This window comes from uncultured Aquimonas sp. (assembly GCF_937888285.1).
Lineage (GTDB): Bacteria > Pseudomonadota > Gammaproteobacteria > Xanthomonadales > Xanthomonadaceae > Aquimonas.
In genome coordinates, this window is sequence record NZ_CALART010000032.1 from 1 (window position 1) to 14,717 (window position 14,717).

General features: G+C 69.7%; 10 protein-coding genes. 6 read left to right on the forward strand and 4 right to left on the reverse strand.

All coding sequences use genetic code 11. The features are described 5' to 3' along the window. The first annotated feature begins 532 nt into the window (after nucleotides 1-532). The 3 genes from Q0654_RS08745 (at nucleotide 533) to Q0654_RS08755 (ending at nucleotide 2,275) form a co-directional block, all read left to right on the forward strand. Nucleotides 533-757 (forward strand): hypothetical protein, encoded by a 225-nt coding sequence (locus tag Q0654_RS08745; protein ID WP_298852821.1) that lies wholly within the window; start codon nucleotides 533-535, stop codon nucleotides 755-757. Continuing rightward, complete coding sequence (locus tag Q0654_RS08750; protein ID WP_298852824.1) at nucleotides 754-1,476, forward strand: hypothetical protein; 723 nt, start codon at nucleotides 754-756, stop codon at nucleotides 1,474-1,476. The genes Q0654_RS08745 and Q0654_RS08750 overlap by 4 nt, the downstream gene beginning before the upstream one ends. A 385-nt stretch (nucleotides 1,477-1,861) precedes the next feature. Continuing rightward, nucleotides 1,862-2,275 carry a GIY-YIG nuclease family protein gene (locus Q0654_RS08755; RefSeq protein WP_298852826.1) on the forward strand — a complete coding sequence of 138 codons (414 nt, stop codon included), beginning with the start codon at nucleotides 1,862-1,864 and terminating at the stop codon, nucleotides 2,273-2,275. A 210-nt stretch (nucleotides 2,276-2,485) separates the two neighbouring features. Here Q0654_RS08755 and Q0654_RS08760 read toward each other — a convergent pair whose 3' ends face one another. Next, nucleotides 2,486-4,168: a M28 family metallopeptidase gene (locus Q0654_RS08760; protein ID WP_298852828.1), complete on the reverse strand. Its 1,683-nt coding sequence runs from the start codon at nucleotides 4,166-4,168 to the stop codon at nucleotides 2,486-2,488. 227 nt (nucleotides 4,169-4,395) lie between these two features. Between Q0654_RS08760 and Q0654_RS08765 the strand changes: the two genes are divergently transcribed. After that, nucleotides 4,396-4,710 (forward strand): hypothetical protein, encoded by a 315-nt coding sequence (locus Q0654_RS08765; protein WP_298852830.1) that lies wholly within the window; start codon nucleotides 4,396-4,398, stop codon nucleotides 4,708-4,710. 263 nt (nucleotides 4,711-4,973) lie between these two features. After that, entirely contained in the window at nucleotides 4,974-5,987 is a 1,014-nt protein-coding gene (locus Q0654_RS08770; protein ID WP_298852832.1) for a DUF4344 domain-containing metallopeptidase, read from the forward strand. An 832-nt stretch (nucleotides 5,988-6,819) separates the two neighbouring features. Here the strand turns inward: Q0654_RS08770 and Q0654_RS08775 are convergent. The 3 genes from Q0654_RS08775 to Q0654_RS08785 all read right to left on the reverse strand — a co-directional run bounded on the left by Q0654_RS08775 (nucleotide 6,820) and on the right by Q0654_RS08785 (nucleotide 12,703). Continuing rightward, nucleotides 6,820-8,256: an AMP-binding protein gene (locus Q0654_RS08775; protein WP_298852834.1), complete on the reverse strand. Its 1,437-nt coding sequence runs from the start codon at nucleotides 8,254-8,256 to the stop codon at nucleotides 6,820-6,822. 143 nt (nucleotides 8,257-8,399) lie between these two features. Then, nucleotides 8,400-11,552 (reverse strand): efflux RND transporter permease subunit, encoded by a 3,153-nt coding sequence (locus Q0654_RS08780; protein WP_298852836.1) that lies wholly within the window; start codon nucleotides 11,550-11,552, stop codon nucleotides 8,400-8,402. A 5-nt stretch (nucleotides 11,553-11,557) separates the two neighbouring features. Beyond that, nucleotides 11,558-12,703 (reverse strand): efflux RND transporter periplasmic adaptor subunit, encoded by a 1,146-nt coding sequence (locus tag Q0654_RS08785; RefSeq protein ID WP_298852839.1) that lies wholly within the window; start codon nucleotides 12,701-12,703, stop codon nucleotides 11,558-11,560. A 212-nt stretch (nucleotides 12,704-12,915) separates the two neighbouring features. Between Q0654_RS08785 and Q0654_RS08790 the strand changes: the two genes are divergently transcribed. Then, nucleotides 12,916-14,490, forward strand: a complete 1,575-nt coding sequence (locus Q0654_RS08790) for a leucyl aminopeptidase (protein ID WP_298852841.1) — start codon at nucleotides 12,916-12,918, stop codon at nucleotides 14,488-14,490. Nucleotides 14,491-14,717 lie beyond the last annotated feature (227 nt).

The window sequence follows — 14,717 nt, forward strand, 5'->3', positions numbered from 1 at the left end:
CGCGAGTGTGCCCCCTCTCCCCAACCCCTCTCCCACGGGGGGAGAGGGGCTCAACAGCAGCCAAAGCTCTGCACGCAGCCTGCGGCCTGCACCCAGCTTGCGGGTCGCGCGCTCGCCTATACGCCGGCGAGTAGGCTTGACCTGAAAGAGAGTGTCTACAAGCAGCTGGTCTTGGCGGAGGCGGGCGACATTTACAGGGGCGGTTGAGGGGGCTGTATCTTGAGAGCAACACCGTTCCATGCTCGCATCGCAGGCCTTGCTTCGCCCACAGCCCGAGTCGCCAGCGCGCTGGCTGCCAGGTTCGTCTCCCGCGGTGTGATGGGAGCGGCGTCCTTCAACGGGGCCTTCCGCATCGAGGCCAGGCCGAGCGCAGATCCGCTGCCTCGAAGCGCCACGCGACGTCCCGCTCCCTACGCCCGCAGCGGTTTCGAGGTATGAGCCCGACGGAAGACATGCCCGTCGCGCGGCGCGCGCAGTCTAGCGCTGCAACGCTGTGGCATCCTCGCGTCTTTCGCGTATCCGGGGTTGATCGATGCCGCTGAGCTGGAACGAGATCAAGGACCGCGCCCTGCGCTTCTCGCGCGACTGGGCGCAGCGGTCGCCGGAAGACGCCGAGGCCAAGAAGCTCGGCAGTGACGCCGACTGCGTCACTTTTCTGTTCAAACGCTACCAGGCCCTGACAAGCCTTCTATCCACGGAGAAGCCGAAGCGCGGGCGCGCCAAGGCCAGCGCTGCACAGGTGGACGGCGCTGCGTGAGCGCAAGCGCTGACAACCCCTGGCGAGCGCTGCCAGTCGCGGCACCCTTCGTGCCGACCTGCGATGCACCTTGGCTGCCGCTGCTGCAGTCGCGCGTGGTGGAACGCGACGAGGAGAGCGCGAGCGCGGCGCTGGACCTCGATCTGCAGCCCGAGCCCTTCTTCGGTCCACACGAGGCACCCGTGGTGGTGCTGCTCTTGAACCCGGGTTTGGGCGATGACGATGCCCGCCATCATTTGCGCGGTGAGTTCACCCTCGCGCTGCGGGCGCATCTCCAGAGCGAGGGGGGCGCGCCGCACTTCCACCTGCTCGACCCGAGCCGCGGCCCCGGCCATCGCTGGTGGCTGCGCCAGGTTGGGCCCGTGCTCAAGGCGTCCGATTGCAGCGTCGAACAGCTGGCTGCACGTCTGCTGAGCATCGAGTTCTTCCCCTACCACTCGCGCTCCTTCGCCCACGCCCATCTGCGCCTGCCCTCGCAGCGCTTCGGCTTCGAGCTGCTGCAGCGGGCGATGCGACGCAGTGCGCTGCTGCTGTGCATGCGCGGCTATCGCTACTGGTGCGGCGCGGTGCCCGAGCTTGCGAGCTATGCGGGTGTGCTGCGGCCGAAGAACCCGCGCTCGGCGTCGCTGAGCGCGGGCAATCTTGGGGCGGAGGGTTTTGCGCGTGTGCTGCGCGCGCTTGATGTGGGAAGTGCTGCTATGCAAGCGCGAGGCTTCTGAATGGAAACCGGCGAGCAGGTGTTCGCGCCGCTGGCTCAGGCAGTCTCTATCGCCCTGACGCGCGAAGCTGGGCCGCGCTGCGCTTGTTGGCGCCAACCCATGAAGACCTCGCCACGCTGCAGTGCCCGGGTAGGTCGGGACAGGCCAAAGGCGCGTCCCAACATCGCACTCTCGCAGCTCGCCGCAGACTGGCTCTGGAAACGCGCTACATCCAAGGAGGGCGCCGTGACCTTCCCCCGTACGTCCAGAACGCTTCTGGGTATGAGCCAGACGGTGCATGCCACGGCGAACCCCGAGCGTAGCCCATGTATGTGATCCAGAGGGATGAAAGAGAATTGCGCAGCAGACGCGCGGGCCGGGCTGTTTATCGCGGGACTGCCTGCGCATGAATGGCAGCGAGTCGGCCCGCTTCAGGCTCGAACACATCGGCTTCCGCGTCGTGGGTGAATGGCTGCTGGAGGAAGACACGCTGCGCTGCGTGCTGACTGAGTGCGCTGCCAGCACGCACATCCTGTATGCCTTTCTGCTGGAGGGCGAGGTGGTCTACGTCGGCAAGACCGTGCTTCCGCTCAAGCGACGCCTGTACAGCTACCAGAAACCGGGGCCGACGCAATCGACCAACATCAAGGGCAATGCCCTCGTTCGCGATGCGTTGTCGCTCGGGCGGCGCGTCGAAGTGCTCGCCCTGCCGGACAACGGTCTGCTGCATTACGGCGGCTTTCACTTGAACCTGGCGGCGGGTCTGGAAGACAGCCTGCTCGCGACCCTCAAGCCCGCTTGGAATCGCAGCGGCGTCTGAGCGGCGCTCTCGGCATCCCATCCTTGGCGCGGGATTCAGGCTGGTCGAGCGGCGGGCAGGGTAAGCGACGGGCGGAATTCAGCTCGTGGTGGGCCAGGGCCCACCCTATGTGTGCGGGATCCCGTGAGCTCGAACGCGGGGCCGGCTCTCCTGCGACTTGGGCCAGGCTTGGCGCTTATCGCGAGTGGCCCCGGCGCAACGACGACGCGCTCAGTCGGCGCGCGTGTCGCCGCTGCCCGACGCCTTGTGACGCGCGCCGTCGGTTTTCGCGCGCTCGGCGGCGAACTCGCTGTCGGGGTTCCAGCTCGGCCAGTCGCTGCTGTTGGCGATGTCTTCGATCAGGCGGTACACGGTCGTCGTGTCGAGCGTGGGGCCGCGCATGTCCCAGCTGTCGTTGTATTCGTCGGCGGGCTGGTGGTAGCGCTCGGCGAAGTACTTGGCGCGCGCGGCCTTGCCGGCGTCGATGCCGCCCTCGAGCAGGTCGGTGCCGGGCCCCAGCGTGAGCGCGGGCACGCCGGCGCGGGCGAAGGCGAAGTGGTCGGCGCGGTAGAACATGCCGGCCTCCAGGTTCGGATCGGGCGAGCGCAGGCGGCCGTCGATGGCGGCCGCCGCGTCCAGGCTGCGCTCCAGCGACACCTTGCCGAGCCCCCAGGAGGAGATGTCGCGGGTCGGGCCGTCCGGGCTCCACATCTCCATGTTGATCACCGCGGCGGTGGTGGCCAGCGGTCGCAGCGGGTGGGCGGCGTAGTACTGTGCGCCCAGCAGGCCGTTTTCCTCGGCCGTCAGGGCGAGGAAGAGCAGGCTGCGCGCCGGGCGTTCGCCGGTGCTGAACACGCGCGCGAGTTCGATCATCGAGGCCAGTGCGGTGGCATTGTCGACCGCGCCATTGATGATGGTGTCGCCGCTGGCATCGGCGTTGGGGGTGATACCGAAGTGGTCCCAGTGGCCGGAGACGATCACGGTCTCCCCGGCCTGGTCGCCGCCGCGCAGCAGGCCCGCGACATTGCGGCTGACGATCTGCGCGTGCTGCACGTCGAAGGCGATGCTGAGTGAAGCGCCTTCGATGGCGTGGGCCTTGAACTCCGGCTGCTGGGCGGCGCGCTTGGCGGCCTCGAAATCAAGGCCGGCATCGGCGAACAGCTGCACCGCCAGCGCGCGCTGCATCCAGCCGCGCATGCGCAGGTGATGGCGCTCGGCGTCGGCGCGCACGATGTCGTACTGCGGGCCGTTGCGACCATTGCGCACCGTTGCCCAGGGGTAGGCCGCCGGCGCGTCCTCGTGGACGATCAGCACGCCGGCCGCACCACGCCGCGCGGCTTCCTCGTACTTGTAGGTCCAGCGACCGTAGTAGGTCATGGCGCGGCCGCCGAAGCGGCCTTCGCCGGCCTCGAAATCCGGATCGTTGACCAGCACGACCAGCAGCTTGCCGCGTACGTCGAGCTCGCCGAAGTCGTCCCAGTCGAGCTCCGGCGCATGCACGCCATAGCCCGCGAACACCAGCGGCACGTCCTTCAGTTCGACGCGAGCGGCCGGGTGCAGGCTTTCAACCGCGATGTCCTCGCTGTTGACCAGGGCGCGCGTCTGTTCCTTGACGCGCAGGGTCGCCGCGACTGCACCCTGAACCTCGCTGCGCACCAGGCTGACACGCTGCGTCCAGCTGCCGTCGTCGCCGGCCGGCTCAAGACCGGCTTTTGCGAAGGCATCCTGCAGATAGGCGACGGTCTTGTCTTCGCCGGGCGTGGCGATGGCGCGGCCTTCGAAGTCATCCGATGCCAGCACGCGGATGTGTTCGGCCAGTCGATCGGGCTGGATGCCGCCGCCCGGCAGATCAGCGGCCAGTGCCAGGGTGCAGGCGAGCGCCAGCGGTATGGCGATCAGACGATGGGCTTTCATGGTGGCTCCGTATTGCTCGCGACGCTGATGATAGGACGCCGGGCGCCGTACCGGGACGGCGTTCGCTCAGGCGTTCGCGGGGCCGTGCTTCGCGCGGGGATTCCGTTGGGCGAACCGCGGACGCCTGGCGCTGCCGCAGCTCGCGCGTGGCCGAGTTCTTGCTTGTCGGCAGTCGCGTACGTTGGGACGGTGTGTCCCGCACGGCGCTGGGCTTCAGGAGAACACCCATGCGTGGACTGTTGTGCACTCTGGCGCTGATGATGGCGTCGCCGGCTGCTTTCGCCGAGTACGCCTTTCAGATCGAAAACAACACGGACCAGAAGATCGTCGCCATCGTGGTTTCCGAAGACGGCGACGACTGGGGTGCCTTCGATATCGGCAGCGGCATCGATGCGGGCGAGACCGCCGATCTGGTCTGGGATGCCAGCACTGACGAAAGCGGCTGCAACTGGTACTTCATGGCGCGCTTCGAGGACGACAGCGACTCGGAGCTGGTCGCCTTCGATTTCTGCGATGACGAGCTGGTGATCCAGTTCAACTGAGGCCCAAGCCCGGGCATGGCGACCGCGCACCTGAGGCGCAGGGCCTGTACCGGCCCTGTGCCTGTCGGCCATCGGCCCGGTCGCAAGACGATCGGCTGCACGCGTTCGGACAGCGGCGCCGATCTTGCTGCGCCGGCAGGAACGGGCGCGGTGGTCAGCGGAAGTCCAGCGTGTCGGGGACGCCGCACCAGGGACGCACGAGCGCATCGAAGCGCCGGCGCGCGTCCGCGATCGACACTTGGCAGAACACAGGACATGCACCCATGCGGAGCTCTTTGAGGTGCCTCGGCGCAGCGCTTCTGAGTGCTGGGCTCTCGCCGTGGCCGGCACAGGCCGAAGGCCTGCACATCGGCGCGCCCCAGTACGAGTCCGCCGTCATGGGCGCGGAGGCCGAACGCCTGCGCCGCAGCGGTCATCTCGAAGCCGTGGTGCGCGCCCTGAACGCGCAGCTTCGGCTGCCGCAGCGCGTGACCGTGCGCTTGATCGAATGCGGCGAGTCCAACGCCTACTACGATCCCGGCAGCCGCGAGATCCAGATGTGCCTGGAGCTGATGGAGGACATGGCCACGGTCCTCGATGGCCAGTTCGAGGAGGCCTCGGTCGAGGAGGATGCTCTGAGCGGTGCCTGGCTGGGCACCCTGCTGCACGAGCTTGGGCACGCCCTGGTGGACGTGCTGGAGCTGCCGATCACTGGCCGCGAGGAAGACGTGGTCGATCAGCTGTCCGCGTGGATGCTGATCCAGTCGGGCGACGCCGACGCCGTACTCGGCTACGCGGCGACCTACTACTCCGAGGACCGCGAGGCGGATGCTTCGGAGTTCGCCGGCGTGCACGCGCTGAACGAGCAGCGCTACTACAACCTGCTGTGCTGGGCGTACGGCAGTGATCCCGAAGCGGGTGCGGAACTCACCCAGTCCTGGCTGCTGCCGGAAGACCGCGCCGCGCTGTGCGAGGACGAGTACGCCCAGATGGACCGCGCCTGGTCGCGCCTGCTGCGCGACCACCTGAAGCAACCCATCGCGCAGCTGCGGATGCCCAGGCCGAACGCCAGCGGAATCCTGTTTGGCGACGAGGATTCGCCCGTCCTCGCGACCGGCGCCGAAGCCACCGAAGCACCGTCGAAGGACAGCGTGACCCGGGTAGGGGGCATCGCCGATCGTACGGCGCCACAGGCACCGGCCACTCTCGGCCGCATCGAGAAGATCCGCAGTGGCAGCCCAGTCGAGCGCGAGGCCGATCTGCGGCGTCCGATCAACCATCGCGACGAACGCGACTGAATCCACCGGTGCTGCCTGGCCCGGCGAGTGCGCGAACGTGGGGCGAGCTGGTCGCGGATGCGGGTTGGCCCGGCAACTACGCGAACCTGAGGCGAGCTTATGGCGGATGCGCTGCGCTTATCCGCCCTACGAGTACGAGTGACGCGGTGCCCCAACCGAAGCCTCAGACCGGTGTGCGCGTAGGGGACATAAGCGCAGCGCATGTACCGGAACCCGCGACAGGCCCGAGTTCGAGCGAGGAGGACGTGGGAAGTCCCGCGTTTCCGCCAGTCGATGGCGGCTGCGCGGAGCTTGTCCGCCCTACGAATACGAGTGACGCGGTGCCCCAACCGAAGCCTCAGACCGGTGTGCGCGTAGGGGACATAAGCGCAGCGCATGTACCGGAACCCGCGACAGGCCCGAGTTCGAGCGAGGAGGACGTGGGAAGTCCCGCGTTTCCGCCAGTCGATGGCGGCTGCGCGGAGCTTGTCCGCCCTACGAATACGAGTGACGCGGTGCCCCAACCGAAGCCTCAGACCGGTGTGCGCGTAGGGGACATAAGCGCAGCGCATGTACCGGAACCCGCGACAGGCCCGAGTTCGAGCGAGGAGGTCGCGTGAAGTCCCGCGTTTCCGCCAGCCGATGGCGGATGCGCGGAGCTTGTCCGCCCTACGAGTACGAGTGACGCGGCGCCCCAACCGAAGCCTCAGACCCCTGTTCGCGTAGGGTACATAAGCGCAGCGCATGTACCGGAACCCGCCACAGGTCCGAGTTCAGGCGATCAGGTTGCCAGCGCCTCCGCGTCTCCACCGCCGCGCTGGCGGATGCGCTGCGTCAATCCGCCCTGCGGTCGCTATGGTTCCTTGGCAGGGCCATCCACCCGACAGGGCTCCAGGCGCAGCACTCGCTGCAGCTTGCCGCTGCGGCCGAGCAGGGGGGCGCAGCCGAGTCGACCCTCGACCCGTACCTGGCCCAGCCCGCGCGCGCTCAGCCACTGCCTCAGCGCGCTGCGCGCACGCCGCAGCGCCTGACCATCGGAGGTGTGCAGCTGCAGGCGCAGGTGCTGCGGCCCGGTCTGTACCAGCTGGTAGTCGAACAGTCCGGCCTCGTCCTCGATCACGGTGCTGAGCGCCAGCGGCAGCAGGCCTTGAGTCGCGCCCTTCCGGTCGAGCAGCTGCAGGGTGTCGTCCTCGCGGCCCTGCACTTCGATCAGCGGCAGGCGGTTGCCGCAGCTGCAGGGCTCGCCGGTGATGCGAACGCGATCGCCGAGCGCGTAGCGGATGAGGGGCTGCACGTGGTTGGCCAGGTTGGTCAGCAGGGTGGTGTGTGGCCAGTCGCCGACCGGCACCGGGCGATGCTCGGCATCCACCGGCTCCAGGATCACCCAGTCAGCGTTCAGATGCAGGCCGCCGGCGGCGCACTCGCTGGCGAGGCAGAAGAACTCCGAGGCGCCATAGCTGTTGCGTACGCGGCAGCCAAAGGCCTGCTCGATCCTTTCGCGCACAGCCGGTCGCAGGGTCTCGCCGCCGCACCACAGCGCGCGCAGCGTCACCTGCAGACGACCGGCGCGCGCCTGCTCCGCCAGCAGCTCGGCTGCGGTCGGGTAGGTGGCCAGCACCTGTGGCCGCCAGTCATTCAAGGCCTGAACAAGCGCGGCAAGTGGCCGCAGGATCGAGAAGGCGCGCAGCTGCGGCGCCAGCCAGGGCTGTGCTCTGCGCAGGCGTTCGAAGGCGGCGATGCTGGCGAAGTGGCCGCCGGTGGCGACCAGCAGGGCCATGCGCCCTCCTGCCGCCAGAGTGTTCCAGGCGCCGGCGCCGGCACCGCGCAGGCTTTCCAGCGCGTCATAGACGCACAGCGCCGCCCGATCCTGGACGAACCAGCCGGGCTGGCCGTGGGTGCCCGAGCTCTCCCAGACCTGCCAGCGACCGTCGATCAGTTCGCCGACCCGATCGGGCTGTCGCAGCCAGGTCTCGACCCTGCCGGCATCCAGGTCAGAACCGCAGAGGCCGGCCTCGAAGTCCGCCATCAGCTCGGCCCGGCTCAGTACCGGCAGCGACTGCAGATCAATCGGAGAGAAGGCGGGCAGGGACGGCAGGCGCCGTGCGTGCAGGCGGCTGTGCTGGCGCGCGTGATCGAGCAGACGGCGCAGCCGCGCATCGCGCAGCTGCGTCAGCGCCTCGGCCGACAGCTGCGGCGCCAGCAGGGCCGCGCAGTGCACCTGGGTCTGCTGAAGCGGCCACAGCGCCGCGTCGAACAGGCTCCAGGGATCCGGTAGGCGGACGGGCGTCATGGGCGGGCACCGACGCTGGGCGATGCCGGTCAATCTATCAGCTCCCTCGCTGGCGACGAGCGCGGCGGCGGCCGCGCTGCCGGCTCCCAGGCTTTGCAGTCACCGGTGCGGAGAACAGCGCCCTCCAGGCTGCGGCTGCGATCTCAGTCGCTGCGCTCGCCTGCACTCTGTGCCTGCAGCTTGGCTGGCCTCGCCAGCACCAGCCGCAGCAGGCAGGGCAGGAAGCTCAGGGTCACCACGGTCGAGCACAGCAGGCCAGCCAGCACCACCACGCCGACGCCGCGGTAGAGCTCGGTGCCGGCGCCCGGCACCAGCACCAGCGGGGCGAGGCCGAACAGGGTGGTCAGCGTCGACATCAGGATCGGCCGCAAGCGTGCGCGCACCGCGTCGAGGATGGCCTCGTCCAGGGCCAGGCCGCGCCCGAGGTTGGCGCGCGTGCGGTCCACCACCAGGATCGGATTGTTCACCACCGTGCCAAGCAGGATCAGGAAGCCGAGCATGGTGATCATGTCGAAGGGCTGGCTGAAGCCGCCCAGGCCCAGCGCCGCCGAGGCGCTGCCGGCGAGGTTCAGCGCCAGCAGGCCGAGAATGCCGCCGGCCACGCCGGTGGGCACGGTGACCAGGATCAGCAGCGGATAGCCCCAGTGGGTGAAGATCGCCACCAGCAGCAGGTAGGACAGCAGGATCGCGACCGCGAAATTGCCGAGCAGGGCGTCGCGGGTGGCATCGAGCTGATCGGCCGCGCCGGTCAGGTCGACGCTGACGCCGGGCGCGATCTCGCCGGCGCTGCGTGCGGCCGGCAGCAGCTCTTCCTGCACGCGCGCGACCGCGGTTTCCAGCGCCACCGAACGCGGTGGGATCACGAACAGGGTGACGGTGCGGCGGCCGTCGACGCGGCGCAGTGAGTCGCTGTCGACGGTCTCGACCAGATCGGCCAGCGCCGACAGCGGCAGCACCTCGCCGCCGGGCGTCAGCACCGGCTGCTGCGGCAGGGCCTGCAGGGTCTGCTGGTTGCCGGCGCCGCTGAACACGAAGACGTCGACCGGGCGATCCTCGATCAGCATCTGGTCGACGAAGGCACCGTCGGACAGCGCCGCCACCGCGAAGCCGAAGCTGTCGGCATCGAAGCCGACCTCGGCCAGCCGCGCCCAGCGCGGACGCACCTCGACCAGCGGCTGGTCCAGCGACAGCGCCGAGGGCTCGCTGCTGAGCTGCGGGTTCTCGAAGAGCTCGCCGGCGCGCCGCAGCAGGGCTTCGCCGGTGCTGTACAGCCCGGCCATGTCGGTGCCCGACAGCTCGATCGCCACCGCGCGGGTGCCGCCGTCGTTGCTGGAGATGATCGAGCCGCGCGCCGAGAACGCGCGCATGCCCGGGTAGCTGCGGAAGAGTTCGCTCAGGCGATCCATCATCGCCTGCAGCTGATCGCCGTCGACCGGCTCGCTGAGCACCATCAGGCTGCCGGCGCTGACGCTCATCGAGTAGTACTTGATCGGCGGGATCGGCAGCTCGCCGCGCTCGAAGGCGGCGGCATCACCATTCACCGCCGGGTCGATGGCGGTGCGGATCTCGGCGGCGATGCGCTCCATCTCGGCGAGGTTCTGCCCCGGCGGCGCGATCATGCGGGTGAACGCCTTGGGCTCCTCGCCCTCGGGCAGGTACTCGGCCGGCGGCGCCAGCCCGAACACCACGCCGAGCGTGATCGCCAGCGTCGCCAGCACGCAGGCCAGGGCGCGCCGCGGCTTGGCGATCAGCCAGGCGCTGGGCGCGGACAGGATCGGCGCATCGCCCGGCAGCGTGCCCTCGATGCGCGCCGCCCGCGAGAAGCGCGCGCTGGCGGCGGGGATGATGCCGATCGCCACCAGCATCGAGGCGAGGATCGCGGTCGAGATCGCGATGCCGATGTCGGAATAGAGCTGTCCGGCTTCCTGCTCGACGAACAGCACCGGCGCGAACACCAGGGCCGTGGTCAGGGTCGAGGCCAGCACCGCCGGCCAGACCTCGCGTGCGCCTTCCACCGCCGCCTGCAGCCGCGCCAGCCCGCGCCGCCGTGCGCTCTCGATGGCCTCCAGCACGACGATGCTGTTGTCCACGGTCATGCCGATCGCGAAGGCCACGCCGGCCAGCGAGATGACATTGATGGTGCGGCCGGCCGCCATCAGGCCGAGGAAGGCGGCCAGGGTGCAGATCGGCAGGCCGATCATCGCCACCAGGGTGGTGCGCCAGCTGCGCAGGAAGTAGAGCATCACCGCCGAGGCCAGCAGCGCGCCCAGCGCGAGGTTGCTCCAGACGTTGCGGATCGAGTCCTGCACGTAGCGCACGTCGTCGCTGAACAGGCGCAGGCTCAGGCCATTCGGCGCCAGCAGGTCGCGGTTGATCCGTTCGACTTCGGGAAGCATCGCCTCCTTGATGGCGATGACGTTGGAGCCGGGCTCGCGCTGCACCGACAGGTTGAGCCGCGGCTGGCCGTCGGCGAAGGCGAGACCGCGCACCTCGAAGTGGCTGAGTTCGACCTCGGCGACGTCGCGCAGGCGGACGATGGCATCGCCCTCGCGGCGCAGGATCAGGTCCTGCAGGCCTTCCGCATCGGCGACCCGGCCGACCGTGCGGATCAGGTAGCGGCGCTTGCCGCTGTCGATGTCGCCACCCGAGCTGTCGCGATTGCGCCCGCGCACGGCCTGGCGCACGTCATCGAGGCTCAGCCCGCGCTGGGCCAGCCGCGCGGGAACGACGCGGATCTGCACCTGGCGCTCGGCGCCGCCGCCGACATTGACCTGGGAGACGCCGGGCACGCGCTCCATGCGCGGCCGCACCTCGTCCTCGACGAAGTCGCGCAGCATGTTGATGTCGAGATCGAGCGGGTTGCCCGGCAGCGGCGCCAGCGCGTAGTACATGAAGGCGTTGTTGCTGAAGCTGCTGGTCAACAGCTGCGGCGGGTCGACGTTTTCCGGATAGCTGGAGACCTGCGACAGCGCATTGCTGGTGCGGATCAGGGCCTCGTTGATGTCGACGCCGAACGGAAACTCCAGCTCGATGCTGGCCTCGCCGGTGCGCGCATACGAGACCATGCGCCGCAGGTTGGGCACGCTGCGCAGGAATCGCTCCTGCTCGATCAGGATCTCCTTCTCGACGTCCTGCGGCGTGGCGCCGGGCCAGCGCGTCACCACGCTGACCGTGCGCACCTCGAGGTCGGGAATCATCTGCACCGGGATGCGCAGGGCGGCGGCAACGCCCAGCACGCAGAGGATCAGCACCGCCACGGTGACCAGGGTGCCGCGCTTGACCAGGGCTTCGAGCATGACCTTCAGCCCCCGGCCGCGCGCACTTGGATCGCTTGGCCTTCCTGCAGGCTCTCGTTGCCGCGCACCACCACCTGCTCGCCCTCGCGCAGGCCTTCGAGCACCTCGACGCGCAGGCCGGATTCGCGACCCAGCTTCAGCGGTCGGCGCTGTGCGCGCAGCGCGCCCTCGGCCTCGACCGCCACATAGACGCTGTAGCCGCCGTCGGGGTGGCGCAGCAGGGCGTCGCGCGGAATGCCGATGGCGGCGCTGCGATCGAGGCTGAGATGCGCGCGCGCCGAGGTGCCGGGCAGCAGGGCGGCGTCGGCGTCGCTCGGCACGATCTGCAGCAGGAAGGTGCGCGCGCCGCTGCCGCCGGAGACTGGAACTCGGGCTTCGATGCGTGCGGCGATGCGGGTGCCGGGCGCGGTGTCGGGTTCGATCTCGACACGGGTGTTGCCATCGATCTCGGCGAAGCGCTCCTGCGGCACCTGGACTTCCAGCCGCAGTGCGTCGAGATCGACCAGCTGCAGCACCGGGCTGCTCGGCGTCACCCATTCGCCGATGTCAACCAGACGCGCCGCCACCACGCCGGCGAAGGGCGCGCGCAGCACATGCCGATCGAGGTGCTCGCGCTGCGCGGCCAGGCGCGCGCGTATCGCATTCACGGCCGCCTCGGCTTCGGCCAGCGCCGCGCGCCGCGCCGCCAGCTCGGTCTGCGGAAGGCTGCGCTGCGCGACCAGCGGCGCGGCTTCGTCGACGCGACGCTGCGCCTCATCGCGCGAGGCCACGGCCGCTGCGGACTCCGCTTCGAGCGCCTCGACCTCCAGCCGGGCGAGGCGATCGTCCAGGCGCAGCAGCGGCGCGCCGGCCTTGACCTGGGCGCCGGCGTCGACTTCCAGTTTCGCAATCAGACCTTCAATGCGCGGCGACAGCTGGGCATCGTTCACCGCGCGCAGGCTGCCGGGCAGGCTCAGAGTTTCCCTCAGTGGGCTCCGCTCGACCGTCGCCAGCTCGACCAGGGCGGGGGACTGTGCACTCGCTGTCGCCGCCCAGAGCACCGCCAGCACGCTGCCCATCCAGCGTCGCAAGCAGGTTGCGCGGCGGCCATGCGGCGCTGCGGCAGCGTCGTGATCGAGGCGGGCGGCGGCTCTCGGGAGCGAAGGAGTCATGGGCAAGATCCAGGCGCTTGGGCGACAAAGATCGCGAGCATGCCGGCCCGAGGGTTCAGTGCAAGCGAAGAGGCGCAGGGGGCCGCCGAGCGCGGCCGAAGGTGTCATGCCTGCGTGAAATGCGGGCCTTCTGGGACATGTCACGGCGTCCTCGCTTGCGCAGCGTTGCGCGGCGCTCATGCGCCTGACCCCTACCGATCACGGATGCCCTGATGTTCGCCCATCGACCTGCTGTCGCCCGCGTCTTGTTCGCCTGCCTTGCCAGCCTCGCCGCCTTCGCGGCCCAGGCCCAGCGCAGCCTCGACTTCGAGCCCTATGCCGTGCCGCGCGAGGGCGCGGTGGCGGTGACCCTGCCGCGCGATGCGGCGCCTTCGGCCGCCTTCGCCGACGTCGACGCGATCGCCGGTGGTGCGCTGGCGCGCGCCGTCGCCAACGCGGGTTTCCTGGGCGACCGCGGCACCCTGCTCAACCTGCACGGTGTCGGGCCCTACACCCAGGTCATCGTGCTCGGTACGGGCACCGATGCGCCCAGCCCGCGGCTGCTTGAGGACATCGGCGGCCTGGTCGGCCAGGCCGGCGTGCTGAGTGCGGCCCCGCGCATCGATGTGCTGTGGTCGGAGGCCTCGCTGCCGGCGGCAGGCGCGCATCTGGCGCTGGGCCTTGAACTCGGCCAGTTCACCTTCCGCCAGTACCGCAACCCCAAGCCCGGCCAGCCCGTGCTGGGGCAGGGCAGCGTCGTGCTGCGCACGGCCGATGCCGAGGCCTCGCGCAGCGCCTGGGCTGCGCAGTGGCAGCCGCTGGCCGAGGGCGTGCGCTTCGCGCGCCAGCTGGTCAGCGAGCCGGCCAATGTGATCTATCCGGAGAGTTTCGTTGAGCGTGCGCGTGCCGCTTTTGAAGGTACTGACAAGGTGCGCATCGAAGCGCTGGACGAGCAGGCCATGGCCGAGCTCGGCATGGGCGCGATGCTGGCGGTGGGGCAGGGCAGCGCGCGGCCGCCGCGGCTGCTGGTGATCCGCTACGACGGGGGTCGCCGTGGTGAGGCTCCGCTGGTCTTCGTCGGCAAGGGCATCACCTTCGACACCGGCGGCATCTCGATCAAGCCCGCCCAGGACATGTGGCGGATGAAGTACGACATGACCGGTGCCGCCAGCGTCAGCGGTGCGGTGCTGGCGCTGGCCAAGCGCGGTGCCGCGGTCAATGCGGTGGCGATCGCGGCGCTCGCCGAGAACATGCCCTCGGGCACGGCGACGCGGCCGGGCGATGTGATTCGCACGATGAGCGGCCAGACCTTCGAGATCATGAGCACCGATGCCGAAGGCCGGATGGTGCTGGTCGATGCCATCGCCTGGGCGCAGCGCGAGCTGAAACCTCGCCTGCTGATCGATATCGCCACGCTCACCGGTTCGCAGGTGACGGCGCTGGGCGACGAGTACGCCGGCCTGTTCAGTCGCCATGACGAACTCGCCGCCCAGCTGCAGGCCGCGGGCGCGGCCAGCGGCGAGGAGGTCTGGCGCCTGCCCCTGCATCCGAGCTACGCCAAGGATCTCGAATCGCCGATCGCCGACCTGCGCAACGGCGGCAGCAGCGCTCGCGCCGGTGCCGGTGTCGGCGCCTTCTTCATCGCTGCCTGGGTGGCGCCTGAGCTGCCCTGGGCGCATCTCGACATCGCCAGCATGGCCTGGCGCGACGACCCGGCCCTGCCGACCGTGCCGCTCGGCGCTTCCGGCTACGGCGTGCGCCTGCTGGATCGGTTCGTGCGCGACCATATCGAGAGCGGGCAGCGCTGAGCGAGCTCCTCCGGGTTTGCGCTGCCCGAACTGCTGACTGGCCGGCGCTTTCAAAGCGGGCGGCTGCCGCATACTCCGGCCCGCGCAGGCTCAGGGGACTGCGCGTGACTTCGGCAGGAGGGATGACTGTGATCGCCATTGCAGGCGATGCGGCGTCCGCATGTCGAGGACTCCCGCTGGCGGCTGGCTGCTGTTCGGTGCCTGCCGTCCCCGGCCGCCCGGTCTGT

What these genes read in the sequence shown, in the direction of transcription:
- Q0654_RS08745 (WP_298852821.1), top strand. Translation starts at nt 533, where the DNA reads ATGCCGCTGAGCTGGAACGAGATCAAGGACCGCGCCCTGCGCTTCTCG.
- Q0654_RS08755 (WP_298852826.1), top strand. Translation starts at nt 1,862, where the DNA reads ATGAATGGCAGCGAGTCGGCCCGCTTCAGGCTCGAACACATCGGCTTC.
- Q0654_RS08760 (WP_298852828.1), bottom strand. Translation starts at nt 4,168, where the DNA reads ATGAAAGCCCATCGTCTGATCGCCATACCGCTGGCGCTCGCCTGCACC.
- Q0654_RS08765 (WP_298852830.1), top strand. Translation starts at nt 4,396, where the DNA reads ATGCGTGGACTGTTGTGCACTCTGGCGCTGATGATGGCGTCGCCGGCT.
- Q0654_RS08770 (WP_298852832.1), top strand. Translation starts at nt 4,974, where the DNA reads ATGCGGAGCTCTTTGAGGTGCCTCGGCGCAGCGCTTCTGAGTGCTGGG.
- Q0654_RS08775 (WP_298852834.1), bottom strand. Translation starts at nt 8,256, where the DNA reads ATGACGCCCGTCCGCCTACCGGATCCCTGGAGCCTGTTCGACGCGGCG.
- Q0654_RS08780 (WP_298852836.1), bottom strand. Translation starts at nt 11,552, where the DNA reads ATGCTCGAAGCCCTGGTCAAGCGCGGCACCCTGGTCACCGTGGCGGTG.
- Q0654_RS08785 (WP_298852839.1), bottom strand. Translation starts at nt 12,703, where the DNA reads ATGACTCCTTCGCTCCCGAGAGCCGCCGCCCGCCTCGATCACGACGCT.
- Q0654_RS08790 (WP_298852841.1), top strand. Translation starts at nt 12,916, where the DNA reads ATGTTCGCCCATCGACCTGCTGTCGCCCGCGTCTTGTTCGCCTGCCTT.